This is a genomic window from bacterium (assembly GCA_016786595.1).
Classification (GTDB): Bacteria; Bdellovibrionota_C; UBA2361; order SZUA-149; family JAEUWB01; genus JAEUWB01.
Genome location: JAEUWB010000054.1, coordinates 36,324 through 56,243 on the forward strand (window position 1 = coordinate 36,324; position 19,920 = coordinate 56,243).

At 44.4% G+C, this 19,920-nt stretch carries 16 protein-coding genes; 7 read left to right on the plus strand and 9 right to left on the minus strand.

Annotated elements, in window-relative coordinates:
• Positions 1 to 4: 4 nt before the first annotated feature.
• Positions 5 to 1,339, minus strand: coding sequence for an aminotransferase class V-fold PLP-dependent enzyme (locus tag JNK13_09325; protein ID MBL7662937.1), 1,335 nt, complete (start codon positions 1,337 to 1,339; stop codon positions 5 to 7).
• Positions 1,340 to 1,450: 111 nt separating this feature from the next.
• On the opposite strand from JNK13_09325, the gene JNK13_09330 reads away from it, so the two are divergent.
• Both JNK13_09330 and JNK13_09335 read left to right on the plus strand, forming a co-directional pair.
• Positions 1,451 to 3,331 carry a 2-oxoacid:acceptor oxidoreductase subunit alpha gene (locus JNK13_09330; GenBank protein ID MBL7662938.1) on the plus strand — a complete coding sequence of 627 codons (1,881 nt, stop codon included), beginning with the start codon at positions 1,451 to 1,453 and terminating at the stop codon, positions 3,329 to 3,331.
• Positions 3,331 to 4,341, plus strand: coding sequence for a 2-oxoacid:ferredoxin oxidoreductase subunit beta (locus JNK13_09335; GenBank protein ID MBL7662939.1), 1,011 nt, complete (start codon positions 3,331 to 3,333; stop codon positions 4,339 to 4,341). The genes JNK13_09330 and JNK13_09335 overlap by 1 nt, the downstream gene beginning before the upstream one ends.
• A gap of 61 nt (positions 4,342 to 4,402) precedes the next feature.
• Here JNK13_09335 and JNK13_09340 read toward each other — a convergent pair whose 3' ends face one another.
• Complete coding sequence (locus JNK13_09340; GenBank protein ID MBL7662940.1) at positions 4,403 to 5,308, minus strand: hypothetical protein; 906 nt, start codon at positions 5,306 to 5,308, stop codon at positions 4,403 to 4,405.
• Between the two features lie 4 nt (positions 5,309 to 5,312).
• The gene (locus tag JNK13_09345; protein ID MBL7662941.1) at positions 5,313 to 6,413 is read right to left on the minus strand and encodes an ABC transporter substrate-binding protein; all 1,101 of its coding nucleotides are present in this window, start codon (positions 6,411 to 6,413) and stop codon (positions 5,313 to 5,315) included.
• A gap of 192 nt (positions 6,414 to 6,605) precedes the next feature.
• On the opposite strand from JNK13_09345, the gene aroF reads away from it, so the two are divergent.
• The 3 genes from aroF to pheA are packed head-to-tail and all read left to right on the plus strand — an operon-like array spanning position 6,606 to position 9,811.
• Entirely contained in the window at positions 6,606 to 7,421 is an 816-nt protein-coding gene (gene aroF / locus JNK13_09350; protein ID MBL7662942.1) for a 3-deoxy-7-phosphoheptulonate synthase, read from the plus strand.
• Positions 7,414 to 8,739 carry a hypothetical protein gene (locus tag JNK13_09355; GenBank protein ID MBL7662943.1) on the plus strand — a complete coding sequence of 442 codons (1,326 nt, stop codon included), beginning with the start codon at positions 7,414 to 7,416 and terminating at the stop codon, positions 8,737 to 8,739. Before aroF ends, JNK13_09355 begins: the two co-directional genes overlap by 8 nt.
• A gap of 10 nt (positions 8,740 to 8,749) precedes the next feature.
• A complete protein-coding gene (pheA, locus tag JNK13_09360; GenBank protein MBL7662944.1) occupies positions 8,750 to 9,811 on the plus strand; it encodes a prephenate dehydratase in 1,062 nt (353 codons plus the stop codon).
• A gap of 11 nt (positions 9,812 to 9,822) precedes the next feature.
• On the opposite strand, the gene JNK13_09365 is transcribed toward pheA, so the two are convergent.
• Genes JNK13_09365 through JNK13_09375 form a run of 3 tightly spaced genes read right to left on the minus strand, consistent with a single transcriptional unit; the run spans position 9,823 to position 15,021 of the window.
• On the minus strand, positions 9,823 to 13,242 hold the full coding sequence (locus tag JNK13_09365) for an MFS transporter (GenBank protein MBL7662945.1): 3,420 nt from the start codon (positions 13,240 to 13,242) through the stop codon (positions 9,823 to 9,825).
• Positions 13,232 to 14,623: a pyridoxal-phosphate dependent enzyme gene (locus JNK13_09370; protein ID MBL7662946.1), complete on the minus strand. Its 1,392-nt coding sequence runs from the start codon at positions 14,621 to 14,623 to the stop codon at positions 13,232 to 13,234. The genes JNK13_09365 and JNK13_09370 overlap by 11 nt, the downstream gene beginning before the upstream one ends.
• A complete protein-coding gene (locus tag JNK13_09375) occupies positions 14,620 to 15,021 on the minus strand; it encodes a hypothetical protein (protein MBL7662947.1) in 402 nt (133 codons plus the stop codon). The genes JNK13_09370 and JNK13_09375 overlap by 4 nt, the downstream gene beginning before the upstream one ends.
• Before the next feature lie 31 nt (positions 15,022 to 15,052).
• Here JNK13_09375 and JNK13_09380 point away from each other — a divergent pair, with 31 nt between their 5' ends.
• The gene (locus JNK13_09380) at positions 15,053 to 15,382 is read left to right on the plus strand and encodes a hypothetical protein (GenBank protein ID MBL7662948.1); all 330 of its coding nucleotides are present in this window, start codon (positions 15,053 to 15,055) and stop codon (positions 15,380 to 15,382) included.
• On the opposite strand, the gene JNK13_09385 is transcribed toward JNK13_09380, so the two are convergent.
• Positions 15,326 to 16,936 (minus strand): ComEC/Rec2 family competence protein, encoded by a 1,611-nt coding sequence (locus JNK13_09385; GenBank protein MBL7662949.1) that lies wholly within the window; start codon positions 16,934 to 16,936, stop codon positions 15,326 to 15,328. The two genes, JNK13_09380 and JNK13_09385, sit on opposite strands and share 57 nt — an antisense overlap.
• Between JNK13_09385 and JNK13_09390 the strand changes: the two genes are divergently transcribed.
• A complete protein-coding gene (locus JNK13_09390) occupies positions 16,935 to 17,450 on the plus strand; it encodes a M48 family metallopeptidase (protein ID MBL7662950.1) in 516 nt (171 codons plus the stop codon). The genes JNK13_09385 and JNK13_09390 overlap by 2 nt on opposite strands.
• A gap of 84 nt (positions 17,451 to 17,534) precedes the next feature.
• Here JNK13_09390 and JNK13_09395 read toward each other — a convergent pair whose 3' ends face one another.
• Positions 17,535 to 19,067: a hypothetical protein gene (locus JNK13_09395; GenBank protein ID MBL7662951.1), complete on the minus strand. Its 1,533-nt coding sequence runs from the start codon at positions 19,065 to 19,067 to the stop codon at positions 17,535 to 17,537.
• Between the two features lie 88 nt (positions 19,068 to 19,155).
• Entirely contained in the window at positions 19,156 to 19,860 is a 705-nt protein-coding gene (locus JNK13_09400; GenBank protein MBL7662952.1) for a glycosyltransferase, read from the minus strand.
• Positions 19,861 to 19,920: the final 60 nt, after the last annotated feature.

A 19,920-nucleotide genomic window follows, 5' to 3' on the forward strand; every position in this document is an offset into this window, starting at 1 on the left:
GATTTTAAACAATTGTACGGGAAGAGATTGTACCCTGTGTCGCGTTTGTCATCGTCTTACTTTTTGCGGCATGACTTTTAGTAAAGCGACTTAAGACTTGAGCGAAGATTTTTGTCACTTCCGGAATCATCTCAGCTTTAAAATCCCAATCTAAGCTAATGCGTAGCGCACCTGCACTAACTTCCGGGTCAAGCCCGAGTGTATCAAAAACGTAAGATGTTTCTTGTTTGCCCGAAGCACAGGCTGACCCTGTAGAAACGGCAAGACCGGCAAGATCAAGTGCAACAACTAAGTCCTGCGCAGAGATTCCAGGAAAACTAACAGCCAGCGTATTTACGAGCGTTCCTACTTCTGACTGATCAGCAGACAGGTTAGACGAATCGCTTAACTTGGATAAGATCCGGCAAGCCGGATAAATTTCGACTAGCCTTTGGGCAAGTTCGTCACGATAGGCGGCTAAGTTTTCGCGCTCCATAGCCCAACTCTCAGCAGAACGATCCAAAACCGCACCAAGTGCCGCAATTCCGAAAAGATTTTCTGTTCCCGAACGAAAACGATTTTCTTGACCACCTCCAACAAGTAAGGGCTCAAAAAATTTACAGGAATCTTCTCGTGGTGAAAAAATTATTGCGCCAATTCCTTGTGGTGCGCCAAGCTTGTGGCCGGATAAGACGATGGCATCCACGCCTGCATTAAAAGCTGCGGCCGCAGAAAAATCTGATTTCCCGAAGGCCTGCGAAGCATCGCAAACAATTGCAGCAGTGAACTTTGCTTCACGGATTTTCTGGGCAGTTTGCACAATCGGTTGGATAGTCCCAGTAACGTTATTAGCTGCCATCAAAAAACAGCAGACTGTGTTTGGAGTAATTGCTTGGGAGAATTTTCCTGGGTCAATCCTACCGGTGCTTTCAGGCTGAACTTCTGTAACTTGAACTACTTGTTTAATTTGCAAAGCACGCAAGGGCTCAAGCACTGCTTGGTGTTCGATTGCACTAGCAACAACTCTGCAGGCTACTTGATTGGTGCTGATTTTATCATAGCGACCACCGACAAAACCGTGGATTAAGCTATTGCAAGCTTCGGTTCCACCTGAAGTAAAAACGATATTTGCCTGCGTGCGTTCATTAGCAAAAATAAACCGCTCGATGCTTTTACGGGATTTAGTGATTAAGGCCCGCGCAGCTTGGCCTTCGCGATGAACACTAGAGGCATTTGCTGCTGAATTCGAATGCAGTAATTCGGCAAGGCACTGCTCAGCCTCGGGTCTTAATTTTGAGCTTGCATTTGCATCTAAATAATAACGCATAAAGTTAGCAGTTTGGGGCTGGTAAAATGACATAAAACAGCTCGGAATACAAAATTAATCCTAAAGTTGCTCGGGATTAATTTTTCTCCTATAACAAATTTTCGCTAAACTATTTAAACAACTAGTGTAAATAAACGGTTGAGAATGCTTGCTGAAGACCGCCCACATCCAAGTCATCCCCATAAGATTCAAGAGCTTGAATCTGTAGTCGTGCGCTTTGCGGGAGACTCTGGAGATGGAATTCAAGTCACTGGCGCACAGTTTACTAATGAATCTGCAATCGCAGGTAACGACTTGGCAACGCTCCCGAACTTTCCTGCAGAAATTCGCGCACCAGCTGGAACACTTCCCGGAGTAAGTTCTTTTCAAATTAATTTTGGAAGTCTCGAAATTAATACCCCCGGAGACACTCCCGAAGCGCTGGTCTGCATGAATCCTGCAGCCTTAAAAGCTAACCTTAAGGATTTAAAAAAAGGTGGCATTCTAATTCTTAATGAAGACGCATTTACCGAGAAAAACCTCTCGCGTGTCGGCTACACAACTAATCCAATCGAGGATCAGTCTTTAAAAGATGCCTATCGTGTCTATGTGTGCCCAATGTCGCGCTTAACTAAAGATGCGCTTGATGGCTCTGGTCTCTCAACACGGGAAGTAGAGCGATCGAAAAACTTTTTTGCCCTCGGCATTGTGCTCTGGATGTTCAGCCGTCCCTATGAACATACTACGCAGTGGATCAAGACTAAATTTAGCAAAACTCCTGAAATCATGGAGGCAAACCTTAAATCTTTTGAAGCCGGTATTACCTATGCCGAGGCAACTGAGATTTTCGATGTGGCTTACACAATTAAGCCAGCTAAATTAGCTCCGGGTCATTACAAAAATATTAATGGCACTACAGCGCTTGCCTACGGACTAGTTGCCGCTGCGCAAAAGTCACGTTTGCCGCTATTTTTTGGTGCATATCCGATTACCCCGGCAAGCGACTTACTGCATGAGTTAGCTCGTCATAAGTCGCTCGGTGTTACGACATTTCAAGCTGAAGATGAAATCGCTGCGATTTGTTCAGCCGTTGGTGCTGCATTCGGTGGCTCCCTTGGAGTTACTTCTTCAAGTGGGCCTGGAATCTCATTAAAAACTGAAGCAATGGCACTGGCCGTGATGACTGAACTTCCTTTAGTGATCATTAACGTGCAGCGCGCCGGCCCCTCCACGGGTATGCCAACGAAAACAGAGCAAGCCGATTTACTACAGGCAATTTATGGGCGCGCTGGCGAAGCGCCAGTTTGCGTGCTTGCTGCTTCCTCACCGGACAACGCGTTTTATCTGATTTATGAAGCCTGCCGCATTGCGACAACTTTCATGACACCAGTCATTTTTCTCTCTGACGGCTTTATTGCAACAACAGCTGAGCCTTGGAAAATTCCTGATCCGCAAGCACTCGCTGACTTTAAAGTAAATTTTACAACTGCTCACAATAATCCTAGAGGTGATTTTCTGCCATACCTCCGTGACGAGAAAACCCTGGCGCGCCCCTGGGTTAAGCCTGGCACACCAGGCCTAACTCACAGAATTGGTGGGCTCGAAAAGCAAGATAAGACCGGAAACGTCTCTTACGACCCGGACAACCATCATCTCATGTGCGAACTGCGTCGAGAAAAGATCGAGCGAATTCAGTCATTCATTCCCGAAACGCAAATTGAAGGTGAAAACTCTGGTGAATTATTGGTCGTAGGCTGGGGTGGCACAGAGGGCACCTTACGCGAAGCTTGCCGGCTGGCTCGTCAGGAAGGTCACAAAGTATCACGGATTCATCTTCACTACATGAATCCGCTACCACCAGACCTCGGAACAATTCTTCCACGCTTCTCAAAAATCCTTGTTCCTGAAATTAACTTTGGACAACTTCGCTCGGTGCTACGTGATAAGTATTTAATTAACGCGCTCGGTTTTAATCGAGTTGCCGGACAGCCACTTAAAGTTGGCGAGGTCTTAGCTGAAATCAAGAAATTTCTTACGGCTCAATAATGGAAATTACTACTGAAAAAATTCAACTAAAAAAGCAGGACTTTGAATCTGACCAAGAAGTGCGCTGGTGCCCGGGCTGTGGAGATTATTCAATTCTGGCAACTGTGCAGCGCTTTTTACCGTCGCTCGGCATTGAACCGCATAATATAGTTTTTGTTTCAGGAATCGGCTGTTCGAGTCGTTTCCCTTACTACATGAATACATATGGCTTTCATACAATCCATGGACGCGCTCCGGCCATTGCCACAGGCCTTAAAGTCACCCGGCCAGATTTAAATGTCTGGATGGTCACTGGCGATGGAGATGCCTTGAGTATCGGAGGCAATCACTTTATTCACATCTTGCGCCGTAACCCAAATATTAAAATTTTATTGTTCAATAATCGCATTTACGGGCTGACCAAAGGTCAGTATTCACCGACCTCAGAACTTGGGAAAGTCACTAAATCTACTCCTCAAGGGTCAAGCGATTACCCACTTAATCCAGTCTTAACAGCACTGGGAGCTCAAGCAACGTTCATTGCCCGTTCAATTGACCGTGACTCGCAACACCTCACTGAAATCTTTAAAGCCGCAACCGATCACCAAGGCGCTGCGCTAATTGAAATTTACCAAAACTGTAATATCTTCAATGACGGAGCATTTGATAATTTCGTCGAGCGCGAAGTTAAAGAGGAAAAGCAGTTACGCCTCATGCACGGCAAGCCTATGGTCTTTGGCAAAGAAAAGAACAAAGGTATTGCCATCGAGAATTTTAAGGCTCGTCTAGTCACATTTGAGGCTGGCCAAGAACTTGAAGCTGGGGTTTCAATTTATGATGCGCATAACCACGCTCTTGCTGCACTGATTGCGCGTCTACCATTTCCCGAATTTCCAATGCCAATTGGAATTTTTTACCAAGAAAAAAGGCCGGCCTTTGAAGCCTTGATTGACTTGCGCCCACCGGCTGGTAACGCTGATGAAAACTTAAAGAAACTTTTCAACTCTGGCGATACTTGGACAGTGTCCTGATGAAAATTCTCCAAGAAATTAAAGCCAATGTAGCAGTTGCAGTCGAAGGGTTCTTTTTTCCCTAGGGCATCTGGAGCAATTCAAGCTCTCCAAATTTAGAAATTTTAAGCTCAGTGCCTTCGAGTTTTCTTGCCTCTCCGTCGATCTGTAGCGCTAGGTCGGTTGTTAATCCTGAAATTACAAATTGCTGGGCGGAAGCTGTCGTCACGCGTCCGATCAAACCACCTAAGAACGGTAAAATCATTGTAAGATAATTGAGCAGCTGGTGAACAAAATTCACTTCCAAGAACTGATCACTTGGATTACTGATTTTATTAATCCTGCCTAAGCCCATAATCGACTTAATATTTGAAAAAATAATACTCTTAAGTTTTGCGGGTAATTTTAAGTTTTGCCCATCTGCCGAGATCGTAAGCGCAGACAATTTTTGCTTAGAGCATAAATAGCGGATCGCAATTTTAGCGTAATGAAATCGATTCAGCCAAACACTCGACTTTCTAGCTCCTCTGCTAATCGCAAAATCCGCAACAATCTGCGCGTCATATCCAAGGGATAGATAATTAGAAAAAACCCAAGTTGCGCCTCCGCACTGGGCTTGCCATAAAGTCAGTTTAATCGGCTGGGCTTTCTGAAATAACTCTAAATAAGACCTTAAAGTATGTCCCTGGCCGTCCCATTTTTTGATTTTTAGCTCCCGCGCTAAGTCGTTACCAGTCCCGAGCGGAATGATGCCAATTCGACCGGAATACTTAGTCAACTGCGCTAGCACGGCAGAAATTGTCCCATCGCCACCGGCAATTAAAATCAGCGGGTATTGCTGCGCAAGGCGCAGCTGCTCAGCAAGATTATTGAAGTCAATTTCTTGAGCGTAGGCAACTAGCCTTTTAGCCAGCGACGCACTTGTTGTTAAAAGCTTTTGGCCAGCTTCGTTACCAGAACTTGTGTTAACTAGGAGGTAAGCTGTCACGGACTTATCTTAAGGGCACAATTTTATTATTTTTTACTTCCTTCATCACAAAGGAAAAGCCAACAAATTCGCCATTACGATCAAAGCTGTATGGACCGGAAACCCCATCAAATTTTGTTTGATAGAGAAATGCCTTTGGATCTTGTCCACTTTCAATTGCAGCAATTAAGGCACGAAAGCCATTTAAATTAGTGATAAATAGTGTTTCTATCGCCCGGGGGTTACCATACTTCGCTAAAAACTCCGCATACAACTTTGGTCCATCGCCAACCAGAGTATCAGCAATAAAGGGAACATCAGCACCACGGACACCCTCAGCCAAAGGTCCAACTAATTCAAGAAAGCGATTACTACTTGTCCAATATGCTCCATAGATTTGCGGTGACCATTTCATTTCAGCAAGCTGCTTAACAATTAAGCCAAGCGCCTCCTCAGACTGCGTATTAACAAATAAACTATCAGGCGACTTAGCTCGCAGCCGTAGCAGTAGCGATCTAAAGTCCTTGTTACCAGGAGCATAATTATCGCTAAAATATTTAAAATCTGGCTGGTTCTCTGTAAAAAGTTGCCTAATGTTAGACTCAAGCCCCTGACAGTATTCTGTTTCTTCAGAAATAATAGCTAAATTTTTAATCGACTTCTGCATAACCCAATAACCAACGATCGTCTCGGCTAACTTGCGATCAAGTGGCATACTGCGGAAAATATAGTCGCCAAGGTTCTCGATCTTAGTTGCAGAGGCGCATGTAATCATTGTTAAAACTTTTGCTTTTTCAAGAATTGGAGCAGCCGCTGAAGCAGCGCCACTACAAGCAAAACCAATGACGTATTTTACTTTGTCGATATTTGCTAATTTCTGAGCAGCAGTTGCCGCAAATTTTGGGTCACAGCGGTCATCCTCAAAAATAAACTCATACTTTCCATTGCCGAACTTCTCATTCGCAAAAAGTAGCGAGTTTCTAATGTCTGTGCCGTAGGCCGCAGCCTCACCTGTTAGCGCCGTAGAGACACCGATTTTTATTTTTTCCTCGGCCGCCAGAGCAGTTATGAGCAACAACTGACTGATTAAAACTAATCCACATAGCCTTACAAGCTTGCTCCGCATAAAGATCTCCTTGACTATCATCAAGCTGTCATTCATACTGAAATAACTTGTGATAAACAAATGTTAACAGGCAAATCGAATAAAACATTCCGTTTTTTCTTCTTTTTTGGGGTCTAACCCCAACTATCTTTGACCACGACATCGCTACTTTCAACTATTTTACTACTCAGCTAGAACTAATTTATTTACGACATGAAAAATTTAAAACTTGTATCAAAAGAGAACCGTCCACAATCAATCGTCCAGGTTGGCAAGATTAAAGTCGGCACTGAACTGGCAATTATTGCAGGGCCCTGCGCTGTTGAATCCGAAGAACAACTTTTAGCTACAGCACGAATCGTTAAGAAGCTTGGAGCGAACATGCTTCGCGCTGGTGCGTTTAAACCTCGCACCTCGCCCTACTCTTTTCAAGGCTTAGGACTGAAGGGACTGCAAATCCTAGCACGTGCACGCGAAGAAACTGGACTGCCGATTGTCACTGAAGTTGTTGACCCGCGCGATGTCACCTGGGTGAGTGAATTTGCTGACGTGCTGCAGATTGGTGCACGTAACATGCAAAACTATTCGCTACTGCGTGAAGTCGGGAAAAATTCAAGAGCAGTTTTACTCAAGCGCGGCATGCATTCGACAATTGAAGAATGGCTCAATTGCGCTGAGTATATCCTCGCTGAGGGTAACCCCAATGTGATTCTCTGCGAACGAGGAATTCGCACCTTTGAGACCTATACACGCAATACTTTAGACCTTAATGCCGTAGCCGCAGCTCGTGAACTGACACACTTACCAGTAATTGTCGATCCATCTCACGGCACTGGGAAAACATCACTTGTCCCAGCAATGGCTCTAGCCGGCATAGCCGCTGGCGCGCATGGACTAATTATTGAAGTTCACCATAACCCTGATCTGGCATTGAGCGACAAAGATCAAACCTTGAGTCCGGCACAGTTTGAATCACTAATGCATCACGTGCAGAAACTTGCCCCAGCAATTAAAGAAATTCATGGCTGAAACTAGCAGGACAGAACAAATTATTCTTGGCGTGGTCGGCAAGCCAATTGCCCATAGCAATAGTCCAGTGATTCATCAGTTGGGATTTAAGCAGGCAAATGTTTGCGGCGCTTCAGTGCGTTTGATCACAGATAGTAGCTTAGAGGCTCTGACTTTAGCGCGCGAATTAAAGCTTAGTGGGATCAACGTAACTGCACCATATAAAGCCGAACTTGCTAAGCATCTTGGCGCTCAAGAGGTAATTAACACTATCGTCTTCGACACCAATCAAACGCGCACATATAATACTGACCCTAGTGGAATTATCCGTGCCCTTGAAGAGTGCGAAATTAAAATCAATCGTAAAGTAAAATCTGCCTTAATTATTGGATCAGGTGGCGCTGCAATTTCTGCCCTAAAGGCGCTCAGCAAAAAAGGTCTCACGCTTAACCTTGCAGCGCGTAACGAGACCGAGCTCAAGCAACTTGCGGCTGATTATAAAATCGAAAAAAGTTTTAGACTTGAGGACAAGGAACTAACTGAAGCTCTTCAGTCCGTTGATTTAATTTTATCAACCGTTTCAACTGGAGAGCGCATTATCCCTGCGGCTGCAATTAAGCCCAAACATCTTGTTTTTGATGCTTATTATGCCGCTCCTTCAAGTTTACTGGCAGATGCTGAAAATGTAGGTGCCACAATTATTCCTCCCCAGACTTGGCTGATTGAACAAGGGCTTGAAGCACTGAAGTGTTTTGGCCTAGAGATTACAGATAAAAATCAATTTAAAAGTGACTTTTTTGAAGCGACTCAATTTCGCATTTCCTCAAAGACTTCTACCCCAAAACCACTTGCGCTGATTGGCATGATGGGTTCCGGTAAAAGTTCTGTGGCAAAAATGCTAGCACAAGTAACAAACAAAACTGCACTCGATCTAGATCAATCGATTACCGACATCGCTGGTAAAAGTATCCCAGAAATATTTTCAACCCAAGGTGAAGCCGCTTTTAGACAACTTGAAGAAACCTGCCTCAGCCAGGCACTTCAGCAAAAGCCGGCAATTATTGCCTGTGGTGGTGGCGTAATTCTTTCAGCTAAAAATCGTAGCCGCTTAATTAAAGAAACTCTACCGATTTGGCTTTATACTGATCAGCAGACAAGTTTGCAGCGCATTAAAAACCCCGATTCTCGTCCACTGCTCACAAACGCCGATTTTGCTGAATTATTCAGGCTGAGGCATTTTAACTATGCTCAGACTGCGCACAGCGTGATTGACTCGCGATCGCGCAACGTCGAAAATATCACGCAAAAAATTTTAGAAGAATACAACCACTACATTTGAGGATTTGACTATGGACGAATTAAAAACGATGCGATCGGAAATTGACTCTCTTGATCTAGAAGTTGCGCGATTACTTTTAAAGCGCATGGAATATGTAGTGCGCATTAAGCGTTTTAAGGGTGAAAGAATTGAAGACCAGAATCGTGAATCAGAGGTCATCGATGCAATCAAGCGTGTTTCTTATGGATTACTTGATAGCAATTTTACTACGGAAATGTATGCGCAAATTATGCAGGAGAGTAAACGCCTCCAAGCTCAGGAGTTAACACTCTGTGGATTTCAGGGCGAACACGGAGCTTACAGCGAGATTGGCGTAAATAGCCTGGGCAAATCCTGGGTCGCAGTTCCCTGCCCTGAATTTGCCGACGTATTTTCAGGCGTTGAATCAGGCGCAATTGATTACGGAATTATTCCCGTAGAGAATTCAATCGCTGGAGAAGTTGCCGGTGCAACTGACTTACTAGTGCACACAAATTTGCAGATTGTTTGCGAAGTAGTCGTTCAAGTCAATCATGCTTTAATGTGCTTGCCTGGAACTGATCACAGAGAAATTCGCACTGTATACTCTCATCCGCAAGCACTTGCTCAGTGTAAGAACTTCTTGTCTCGCAACAAGCTTGAAGCTGAAGCATTTTATGATACTGCAGGTTCGGCAATGATGCTCAGACAAAAAAGTCTAAAGGGTACTGCCTGCATCGCCAGCATTCTAGCCGGAAAGCTCTATGGGCTTGAAGTAATCAAAGAGGGAATTCAAGACGACAATCCTAATGAAACACGCATGCTTGTCGTCTCTAAACAGCCAAGCGCTGTACCAGGCAATAAATGCACGATTGTCTTTGGCACCAAAGACGAATCGGGAGCGCTCTTTAAAGCGCTAAAAGCTTTTTCTGAGAATAATATCAATCTAACGCGGATTGAATCCCGACCGAATCGAAGCAATCCGGGCACTGTCTTATTTTTGCTCGATTTTATGGGCAACAACCAAGACGGTGCAGTAGCAAAAACTCTCGAGCAGGTAAAAAGCATGTCTACGACTTATCGGTTTTTAGGCTGTTATACGAGTGCTAGATAGCTTGGCTACTGTTAACTACTGAGACGTTTGGCTGCGAGCTCGCGAATCGCTTGCAAATCAACCTTACCGCTACCCAGAATCGGTATAGCATCAACACAGATAAAATCCCGGGCAGCTGGAATCCACAAATTCGGCACTTGTGATTCGCGAAGTTTCGCTAGTACTGCCTCAGGATTTATTTCTTGAGTATGAACTACAACTAGCCTTTCGCCGCGTTTGTCGTCTGGTAGCGCGGTAACTACTAACGATCCACTACTAATACCATCGAGCATTAATTCTTCTAGGCGTTCCAGTGGAACCATTTCTCCACCAATTTTCGCAAAGCGCGATAGCCTACCAGCTAAGTGAATAAATCCATCTGCATCGATATATGCGATGTCTCCCGTAGAATACCAGCCATCAATTAAGACTTGGGCAGTTTTGAACTCATCACCTTCGTAACCGAGAAAAACATTAGGCCCCTTAACTAATAACAGTCCTGGAGTATCTAGTGGTAAATCTAAAAAAGTCTCCGGGTCAACTACCTTAGCAACAACTCCTGGTAGTGGATGGCCAACCGACCCAGCTTTATGTCCAATTTGCCTTAAACCTTCCGATTCGTAATTCGGCACATTCAAGGCAACAACTGGAGCAAGTTCGGTTGCACCGTATCCTTCAAAAGGTTCAATCCCTAGGATGCTTTTTGTTTCTTCACGTAACGACTGATGTAGTTTTTCCGCTCCAACAATAATTAAGCGTAACGACGATAACTCTTCCTTGGTGTATTTCTTAAGATATTGTCGTAAAAATGTTGGCGTCGCTAAAAGTATGGTTGAGCGCTTTTCCGTTAAGATCTTGCCAATGCCATCAAAGGGACTTGCTGCATAGCTGACTGGTAAGTCCTTTAAAATTGGCAAAAGAAATGTCGCACTAAAACCTAGTGCATGAAAAATTGGCAATACTCCCAGCATCGAGTCCGTATGCTTCAAGTCTACTACCTCAGAAATTGCATCGACGTTAGAAAGAAGATTTCGATGCGAAAGCATTACCCCCTTAGGCATCCCCGAACTACCACTAGTCAGCAACATAATCGCCAGATCATCAGGCTTAAGCTGCTTAGCTATTTGTGGTCGAAATAAACTAGGTGTAGCTTTTAGCGCTAGTTCTAGAAGAAAAATTGAAAATTTACCAGATTTGGTTTTTACAATAGCTGTAAGGATTTCACCAACATCCTGGTAATTACTAAAATCCTTCCAAGCAATTTTTCTCAAAAAAAGACTACTTGAGAATACGCGCGAAATACCGAAACGTTTAATTAAGGCCTCACACATTGCCTCCGGGAAAGTGTAGTTTAGATTAATCGGAATGGCTCCGGTGATTAAGCAAGCGATATTTGCGATAATCGAGGCAGGCCCAGGTGGTAATAAAATGCCGACACGCTCTTTGGGCTGAAGCTTAGTCTTTAATTTCCGAGAAAAAATTCGCGCTAAAGCATAAACCCTAACCCCACTAAGTGGCTCATTTGCGCCGTCGCTAATCGCATAGCGCTTACTTGAAACCAATGCTTGATAAATTCGTGCCGGTAGCGTGCCTAAATCCTCACGCACTTTGCGCGACTCAGAACCAAGCTCTAAAACAGACTTCCTTACTGCGCCCGGCTTACTATCGGCAGGAATAGGGTTACCAAAATTAACAGTCACCGGATAAGGAAAGCGCCGAGGCTTCTTAAAAAAGAATTTCCCTCCAGCAAAACTAAAAACACTGCCCCAGAGCTGATCCAAATAGACCGGAATAATCTTAGCATCAACCCCTTTCATAATGCGCGTAAAGCCATCTTGAAACGGCAAGGTAGTCCCAATCCGCGTAATTGCACCTTCAGCAAAAATGCAGACTAGATCGCCCTGCTCAATGTATTCACGGGCAGTTTTAAGCGACTGCACAAGGGATTTTGGGCCATCTGTAGTAGAAATTGGAATTGCCTTCATCGTCTTTGCGCCAAGCGAGACTGGAAAAGTTTCATAGATCGGACGATAAATCAGGAAACGGATCGGACGATGTACCGCGCCAAGCAAAAGCAGTGGGTCGACAAAGGAAGTGTGATTACAAACTAGTAGCGCACCGCCAGTTTCCGGAATGTTTGCTGAGCCATAAACCCTGACACGATAAATCGTATGCGTCAGAATCCAATTTAATGTCCGCAAAACCGATTCCGGAATAATTTTAATGATTAGAATAGTCACCAACAATGCGCCTACAGCAATCGCTAGAAAAATGTGCCGCGCATCGATACCTGAAAACCCAAAGCTATGCGGCAAATCAATACAAAGCCAGGGGATAAAGGAGGCAACAAGCATAAAGATAAAAGATAAAGCATTATTCAGCGAAAGATAGCGGCCACGCTTAGCGGCAGGACTGTTGTGTTGAAAATAAGCATTCAGCGGAACGACAAAAAATCCCCCACTAAAGCCCACCAAAAAAACCCACGGGTATGGCACAGTCGGAAAAACTGCGAGGCAGAAATTCCAAAAGGCCATTCCTACTCCACCGAGCGGGACAAGACCTAAATTATAGCTTCCCTGCGTTAACACTCCGGCAACGACACTGCCGCTACCGATACCAATTGCCAGCGCCGTATAGAGCAAGGCGATTTCAGCATCAGGCAAATTGAGCACATTTTTTGCCATTAGCAGCAAAGTGACATCAAAAGCGGTTGCTACAAAAAAGAAATAAATCATCGCCCAAAGTACTAAGTGTAAAGAGCGATTATTTCTGATCTCCTTCCAAGTTTGCCCCATGCCTGTTAGGGGATTGAAGGGAAAGCGCACATCTTCGGCTTGCGATCGTGTGAGTGGAATTAATAAGCTACTGATCAACCCACTCAGCGCAATGACTACAACGATTGTCGCAGAAATTCCCAAACCACTTCCATGACTTCTTGTGGCAGCACCCAAGACAGTGCCGAGCAGACTTGCCAAGAATGTCCAAAATTCAAGATAGCCATTGGCCCGCGAGAGCTTATCGCTGGAGACAATTTCAGGAATGATGCCATATTTACAGGGACTAAAAACAGCACTATGCAAGCCCAAGAGAAAACACATTAAGAGCAAGCCTTCAACATGTTTCGTCACCAGAAATGGAACCGCAAATGCAGCCAGAAGAATTTCTATAACTTTCGTAAAGCGAATAATTTTTGTCTTGGAAAAACGGTCCGCAAAATAGCCCATTTGCGCGGCAAAAATGATGAACGGTAACACCAAAAGTGCTCGCGCCAGACCAACTAAAAATGACTGCCGCGTCGGGTCGGTGACAGTGTCAGCGATTAAAAGTGTAACTATTAATTTAAAGAAACTATCATTCAAGCCACCTAAAAATTGCGTAGCCATCAGCGCAGAAAACCCTCGTCCGAGTTTTTCACTGCTTTGCTGCTTGGGCAAATCTGGACTAGCGTGCATTGGTCGTTAGATATCTCACCACATCAATTTCACAGAGCACACCGATGATTTTATCTCCGTCCTTGACGATCGCTGCATTACCGCTCTCGAAAATTCCTTCGAGTCGATGCAGTGAATCAGCTGGCGAAACGATGCCTTGAATTGGACGAGCAACATGAGAAATTGGCTGGTCGGCTTTAATTTTACCCTGCACGAGTGCATGCAGGATATCGATTTCATGAATAATACGCGTAGCTGCGTCTCCTGACTCACGAATCGGCATCTGCGAAATTCCGAGCTGATTGAGTCGCGCCGCAACTTCTCCGAGAGTCTCATGCTCAGCCGCAAATTCAACTCCTCGGCCTTTATGATTTAAAACATCGTTAACTGTGCCCGATCCGCGATCCTCCTCGAGAAATCCATGGTCCTTCATCCACTGGTCATTAAAACATTTACTAACATAACGATCCCCAGAATCAGGCAGTAATACGACAATTGTCTTACCCGCACCTACCTCAGCTGCAAGTTCTAGCGCTGTATGGATGGCAGTCCCGGCAGAACCGCCGACAAAAATTCCTTCTTCTCGACAGAGCCTGCGCGCGGCGACAAAAGACTGTTGATCGGTTACAGGGCGCACCTCATGAATCACACTAAAATCTAAAACTTTAGGCACAAAATCCTGACCAATCCCTTCAACTTTGTAGGCTTGTGCCTCAGGAATATTTTTCTCTTGGCGATGAATCGCGCCAAGTACACTGCCCACCGGATCAGCACAAACTACTTTAACAGTTTTACCCGTGGCCTTGGATTTATCGCGCAAAAATCTACCGACTCCAGTGACTGTTCCACCAGTTCCAATGCCGGCGACAAAATAATCTAACTTACCGTCAGTTTGCTCCCAGATTTCTGGGCCAGTAGTTTCATAATGGATTACCGGATTATCGGGATTATCGTATTGATTCATGTACATCGCGCTGGGGGTTTCTTTAACAATTCTTTTCGCGACGTTTTTATAAAAGTCTGGAGAATCATGCCCAGCGGAAGCTGGGGTGACAATTACTTCCGCTCCATAGGCGCGGAGCATATTGATTTTTTCTTGGCTCATTTTATCGGGGATCGTAATCATGCACTTATAGCCGCGCACTGCAGCCATCATCGCCAAGCCTAGGCCTGTATTTCCTGATGTGGCTTCAACCAAAGTGCTGATTCCAGGTTTTAACTCGCCACGCTTTTCCGCCATTTTGACTAAATGACAGGCCATACGATCTTTTACCGAGCCGCCAGGATTTAGTGATTCAATTTTGACAAGCACGTCGGCCATTCCTGGACGCACTAAACGATTGAGCCTCACTAATGGAGTTTCACCAACTGCATCAAGGATTGAACTTAATATTTTTTTCATCTTCGAATATCTGCTTCAACATTAATATCAAATGGGAAAACATATAATACTTGATAGTGTTGACCCACCTGAATATCAAAAATTTCTTCGTACTTTAAGCTGAGCTTAATATTATTATATGAACGATTAATCCGCAGTGCCTCTTTCGGCTTGGCTATTGGAATGCCTAATTCTACAATTCGTTCAGAAACGTTTTTTCTAATTTCAGAATCAGTAAATTCATCGGCCTTACGTGCCTGAGCAATCATTAAGCCTTCAACTTCCCAATAGCGATCGTAAATCGGGAAAACTCTAAAGCCAATATAAATCAAAGCAGCAGCAAGCAGTCCCCAAAGGACTAGACCGATTGAAACTCCACCATGAGTATTACTTAAAAAAGGGTTACGGTTGTCTTTCATAGTTTTTCAATTCTATATATAGTATTATCGTATGAAAGCTCCACAACTTTTACTTATTGCTTTACTTTTCTCGATAGTGGGTATCGGCAATATTCTTGTCGGTTATAGCAAACTGGGCGAAATTGAACTAATTAATACTGAAACTAGCACTATGCCTAGTAAAAATTTATCAACCCTCGAACGTTTGGATTTGGCTCAGACTTTTCCAAGTAGCGTGGGCAGTGACAATTTGAAATCCATGGTTCGCTCTGAACTATATGGAACAGGTATTTTGGGTGGTCAGATTTTCTTAGTTTTTGGTGGGCTAATCTTCATTGCGGGTCTCTTCAAGCGTCAGCATCAAGGTCCCAAAGATAGCTAGAAAAATAAATACCCCTATTAAAGCCGGACTCCAGCGCGCATCAATTTGATAATATTTCAAGCCACAAAATTGCGCTAATGCTGATAAGTAATCAATCAGCCGCAGCGAAGCTTCCGTGAGCAGCGCTGCACTTTCTAGCAAAAATGCACTGCCAGGTATTTTCAAAAATGCCCAAATTAGAGCTACACCACCAATCCAAATTGCAGTTAAGGTCAATATTGGCGTGACGACTAAATTCAACAATAAGGCTTGTGCACTGAATCCTCCAAACCAATGCAATACAACCGGCGTAGTGTAAAGCCAAACCATTGTCGTGCTTAACATGAGTCGCTGCAACCAATGTGAAGTCTCTGCTTTAGCGGCGACAAGGAGAGCTGCCAGCGCAGCAAAAGTAAGCTGGAAACTCACCTCAAAAAAGCTACCTGGGTAAATCACTAGCAGCATACAGAGACTACGTGACAACAATCCTCGAATTGAAAGTTTGCGGTCGATCGAGCGTGCCGCGAAAATTATCAGCGCCATCACCAATGCGCGGCAAATCGTCAGATCCCAGCCTAAAAGTGCTGCAAATTTTATCCCACAGACTCCTCCAAGTAAGGTAGTCAGCCAAATCCGGTGGCAGTAGCAATAAATCCAACGCAAACACCAGGCAACTGAACTAACTAGAAAGCTTACCGAGAGATAGATTAATCCAATATGAAACCCGGAGACGACTAAGATGTGACTCAACCCAGCCTCGCGGAAATCAGCAATTAGATTGTCTGTCAGCAAGAACTCTGTGCCTAAGTTTGCGGCAAGAATCACTGCCAGCCCTTGATGTCTGGTTGTCGTGGAATGAAGCTGAGTCAGAAACGTTTCAAAACCGGGACTAGCTCGTTGCGAGATGCGAAGCATGCTGCCAGTAAGTTCTGCTTGATACCCACGACGCAACATGTAGGCTGAATACGACCACGCGGGCTCTCTACTAGAAAATGTTCGAGTAATTTTAAATGACCCACTAATTAAGTCGCCCTTACGCAGATTGCCCCACTTATTCCATGGAAAATCTGGCAAACAAAGTTTCAAATCTGCAGTTTGGTTCGTGAGGCTTACGCGGTAGCAGAATTCTCCATGTTGATTGCGCTCAGCTGTGCTATCTAAAACTAAGAGTTTAAAACGCTGTCCTTTAAGATAGCCAGAAGGTGCAATACCATTGATCGCGTGATTTAAAGTAATCTCACCACAGCAAAGCCCGGCAAATATCAGAGTTACTTGCAGCAGATAGGGACGCAACGAGCGTTGGCAAAAAGTGAGCAAAACAGCTACAAGCAAAATACCTCCCAGGAGATATGAATTAACTGTTTCACCAGCTACTAAGGCCGCATAGAATTGACCAAAAATGAAAGCTCCACTGAAAGTATTAATCCAATCTACTTTTTTCTTACTGAGCGTTTCTCTGCTACTTGGTTGCGCAAAGACTTCGAGCTCGAGATCGGCGCAATCATTTGAAGCAAGTGCTGCATTGACAGATGCCGTGCTCAGCTCTAACCCTGGATTTGTACGTAGTGAGATCATGCAAAATTTTCTCGATGCTATTACTGCCGATCTTTTGAGCTGCAAGGAGATTGAGACTGCCCATCCAGCGTTGCAAATTAAAATTCTAAAAATTCCGGAATCTAACGCCTTTTCATTGTATCCAAACCGAATCTATGTATCGCTTGGACTGCTTGCTCAGGTTCAATCTGAAACCGAAATTGCTTATGTGATCGCGCACGAGCTTGGTCACCACCTCCAGGGGCATACTAAGTCACAAAGCAGCAGTGGTTACGCCCTAGCAAATGAGCTTGAAGCTGATAGATTTGGAATTAAATTATTAAGCTGCGTTGGGTATGATCCGGAGGAGGCGATTTTAGCTCTCCTAGATACTTATCGGCAAAAACACCTGAATGTTTCCTCGATCGAGTATAAAAAGCGTGCTGTAGAGATTTTAAAACAACTTAATCCACGTAAACACAGAAATTATATGCGTCTTTCTTCACCACTCTTTTTGCAAGTCAAGCAAGAAGTCTCAATGATTATAAATAGATAACTAAAAACTAGGTCTCTCAGTAAAGTAGCCCCCCTACTTCTAAAAAAAGTAGGGGGGCTACTTTTTAGACTTGATAGATCTATCCTAACAAGCTGAATGTCCAGCTGGAACTTGCAGAAGAATTTGCATATTTGAAGCGTGTAACGCTTGACTGCGCTTTACAAGATGTGACGCAGCTTTACTCAGCTTTTTCTTAGATACTTTTAACATGTAGCGTGAAACCTGATAGCCAAGCTCATTCAAGCGAACTGACCGCGCAGTATACCTGTCCTTAAATCCAGTATAACTCACAAACGGACACTCGCTAAATCCCGATTGAGTTGGCGAACACTGCTCAGTCAGTCCATAGATCTCAGTCCAGGACGCAATCCAGTTTTCAAGCTGCAAGCGATGCGCTTCCTGAGTAACTTGCGCAATATACTTCATTGTTTTCTTACTCTTATTCACTTTCTTTAAAGCATTAAGGGCAGTTTTAATTGCAGCTTCTTGATTCTTTGCTCCGCCATCAAGCTTTTGTGAAACATCAAACATGTTTTGTGCAGAACAGGTTTGACAGCTCTTTCCATTACCGTCGCAAACAAAACACCGGTCTAACTTCGACGAACCCCAAGGCACGCCAGCACAGTCAACGCATTCGTTATTGCCATCACAGACATTACAACGGTCTAACTGCTTGCCACTATTGGGCACACCATCGCAACCCATACATTGCGTATTATCACCGCCGCAAACGCCGCACTGGTCCTCAACTTTGCCGCTGAAACATATTCCATCGCAGCCCTTAGCAGCATTTCCACCGTCACAAATTCCACAATCATCAATCACCTTGCCGCTAAAGCAAACGCCATCGCAACCCTTGTCGGCATTAGTTCCATTACAAACATCGCAGTCATCAACGATTAATCCGTTCACGGGCACATGGTCACAGCGACCGTTTGTCCCAAGAAACCCAAGCCGCAAATCGGCATCTGGGGTATTTGTACCGTTGATTACTAGCTGCACCGCACCGATATGTGTCAGTCGCGCTGGAGAAAGTGAAAATTGACCTTGAACAAATTCCGCAAATGGATATTCGATTTCAGTATATCCGGATGGATTTGAGATCGCCGTATTAAGTGTTTTAGAAAGCACTGAATAACGATTTCCAGTTGGGCTTTGCGTATCATAAATAATCATTGAAATTGTAATCGGCTGACTATTGGGATAATCGTAGGACTTAACCCGTAAGATCATTGAGGTTGCGTCGTCTTTTGTAAAATCAACTTCGCCTAAACCACTACCATTCACACCTGTCGTTACTAAGTCACCATCCCAAGTAATCCAGGAAATTCCGTAAACACCGGAATCTTGCGAATGACTGAGCACAGAAGCTGAGCCATTGGGCAGTGTGCGCAAATTCATTTCATCGATTTGGCTGGGCGCCTGCGAAACCTCAACCTGCATTGCGCGAGTACCACCGATTGCGTGCGCCGAGGCTACAGCATTTGCATTCGACATTACGTTGCCGTTTGCCGAAACGCTTTGTGCAGTTTCAAATGTATCAATCGTAATCGCTGATACAACTTGCGACATTGAAACAAGTAAAAACGGAATTGGCAGTAAACGCTTGATGATCATAATTCCTCACAGGTAGTTAGACACTATGAGAACAAGTACCAGAGCGCTGTACTCCCAGACAATGCTAAATCGTACGGACTTAATTAGTTTAAGTTAGAAAAATCTGCTTGAGGATTTTGCAATAAAATTTCAAATAGTGTGGCAGCCACTTCCAGAGTTTAAAATTGCTTTGCCCATCAGTGCGATCATACCATTCAGAAGGAACTTCCTTGATGGTCTTACCTTGAGCATAGGCCAAGTAACAAAGCTCAATTGCGACTTCAAACCCCCCTTGGCTTTCAAGCGTCTGTGACCTGAGCCACGCTCCATCATAAAGTTTAAAATTATTGGTCGGATCTGAGGTTGGAAAGCCAAAAAGTTTTAGCGAAACTCCAGCGACTCGAGACATTAATCCCTTCAGCCACGGCCCTCCGTGCTGTTTGCCGCCCGGCATATAGCGCGAGGCTGAGACAAGTGTCGCCCCTTCGTTCCAAAGCTTAACCATCTCAGGAATAACAGCAAGCTTATCTGAGCAATCACCCATCACTACAATAACTGGGCCAGGCTGGCTTTTAGAAAATCCCCATTTCAAAGCATTCAGTGCGCCGCGACCAAAATCATTTTTTTCTAGCTGGATACGGGAATCTAATTTCTGCAACTCCTGTGCCACGGGAACCGTAGTATCACCTGCAAAATCGTAGACAAAGGTCATCGAGTCAAAGTCGACTTGCGCTTCCTTAAAGCGCTCATAAAGTCGCCTGGCGTTTTCGCCTTCGTTGTAGACTGGGACTAGGATTTGTGTCTTGTTGATCATTGGAAATTATTACTGTGACTGTGCTTAGGCTTGAACTTGACCTTATACTTTAGCTAATCT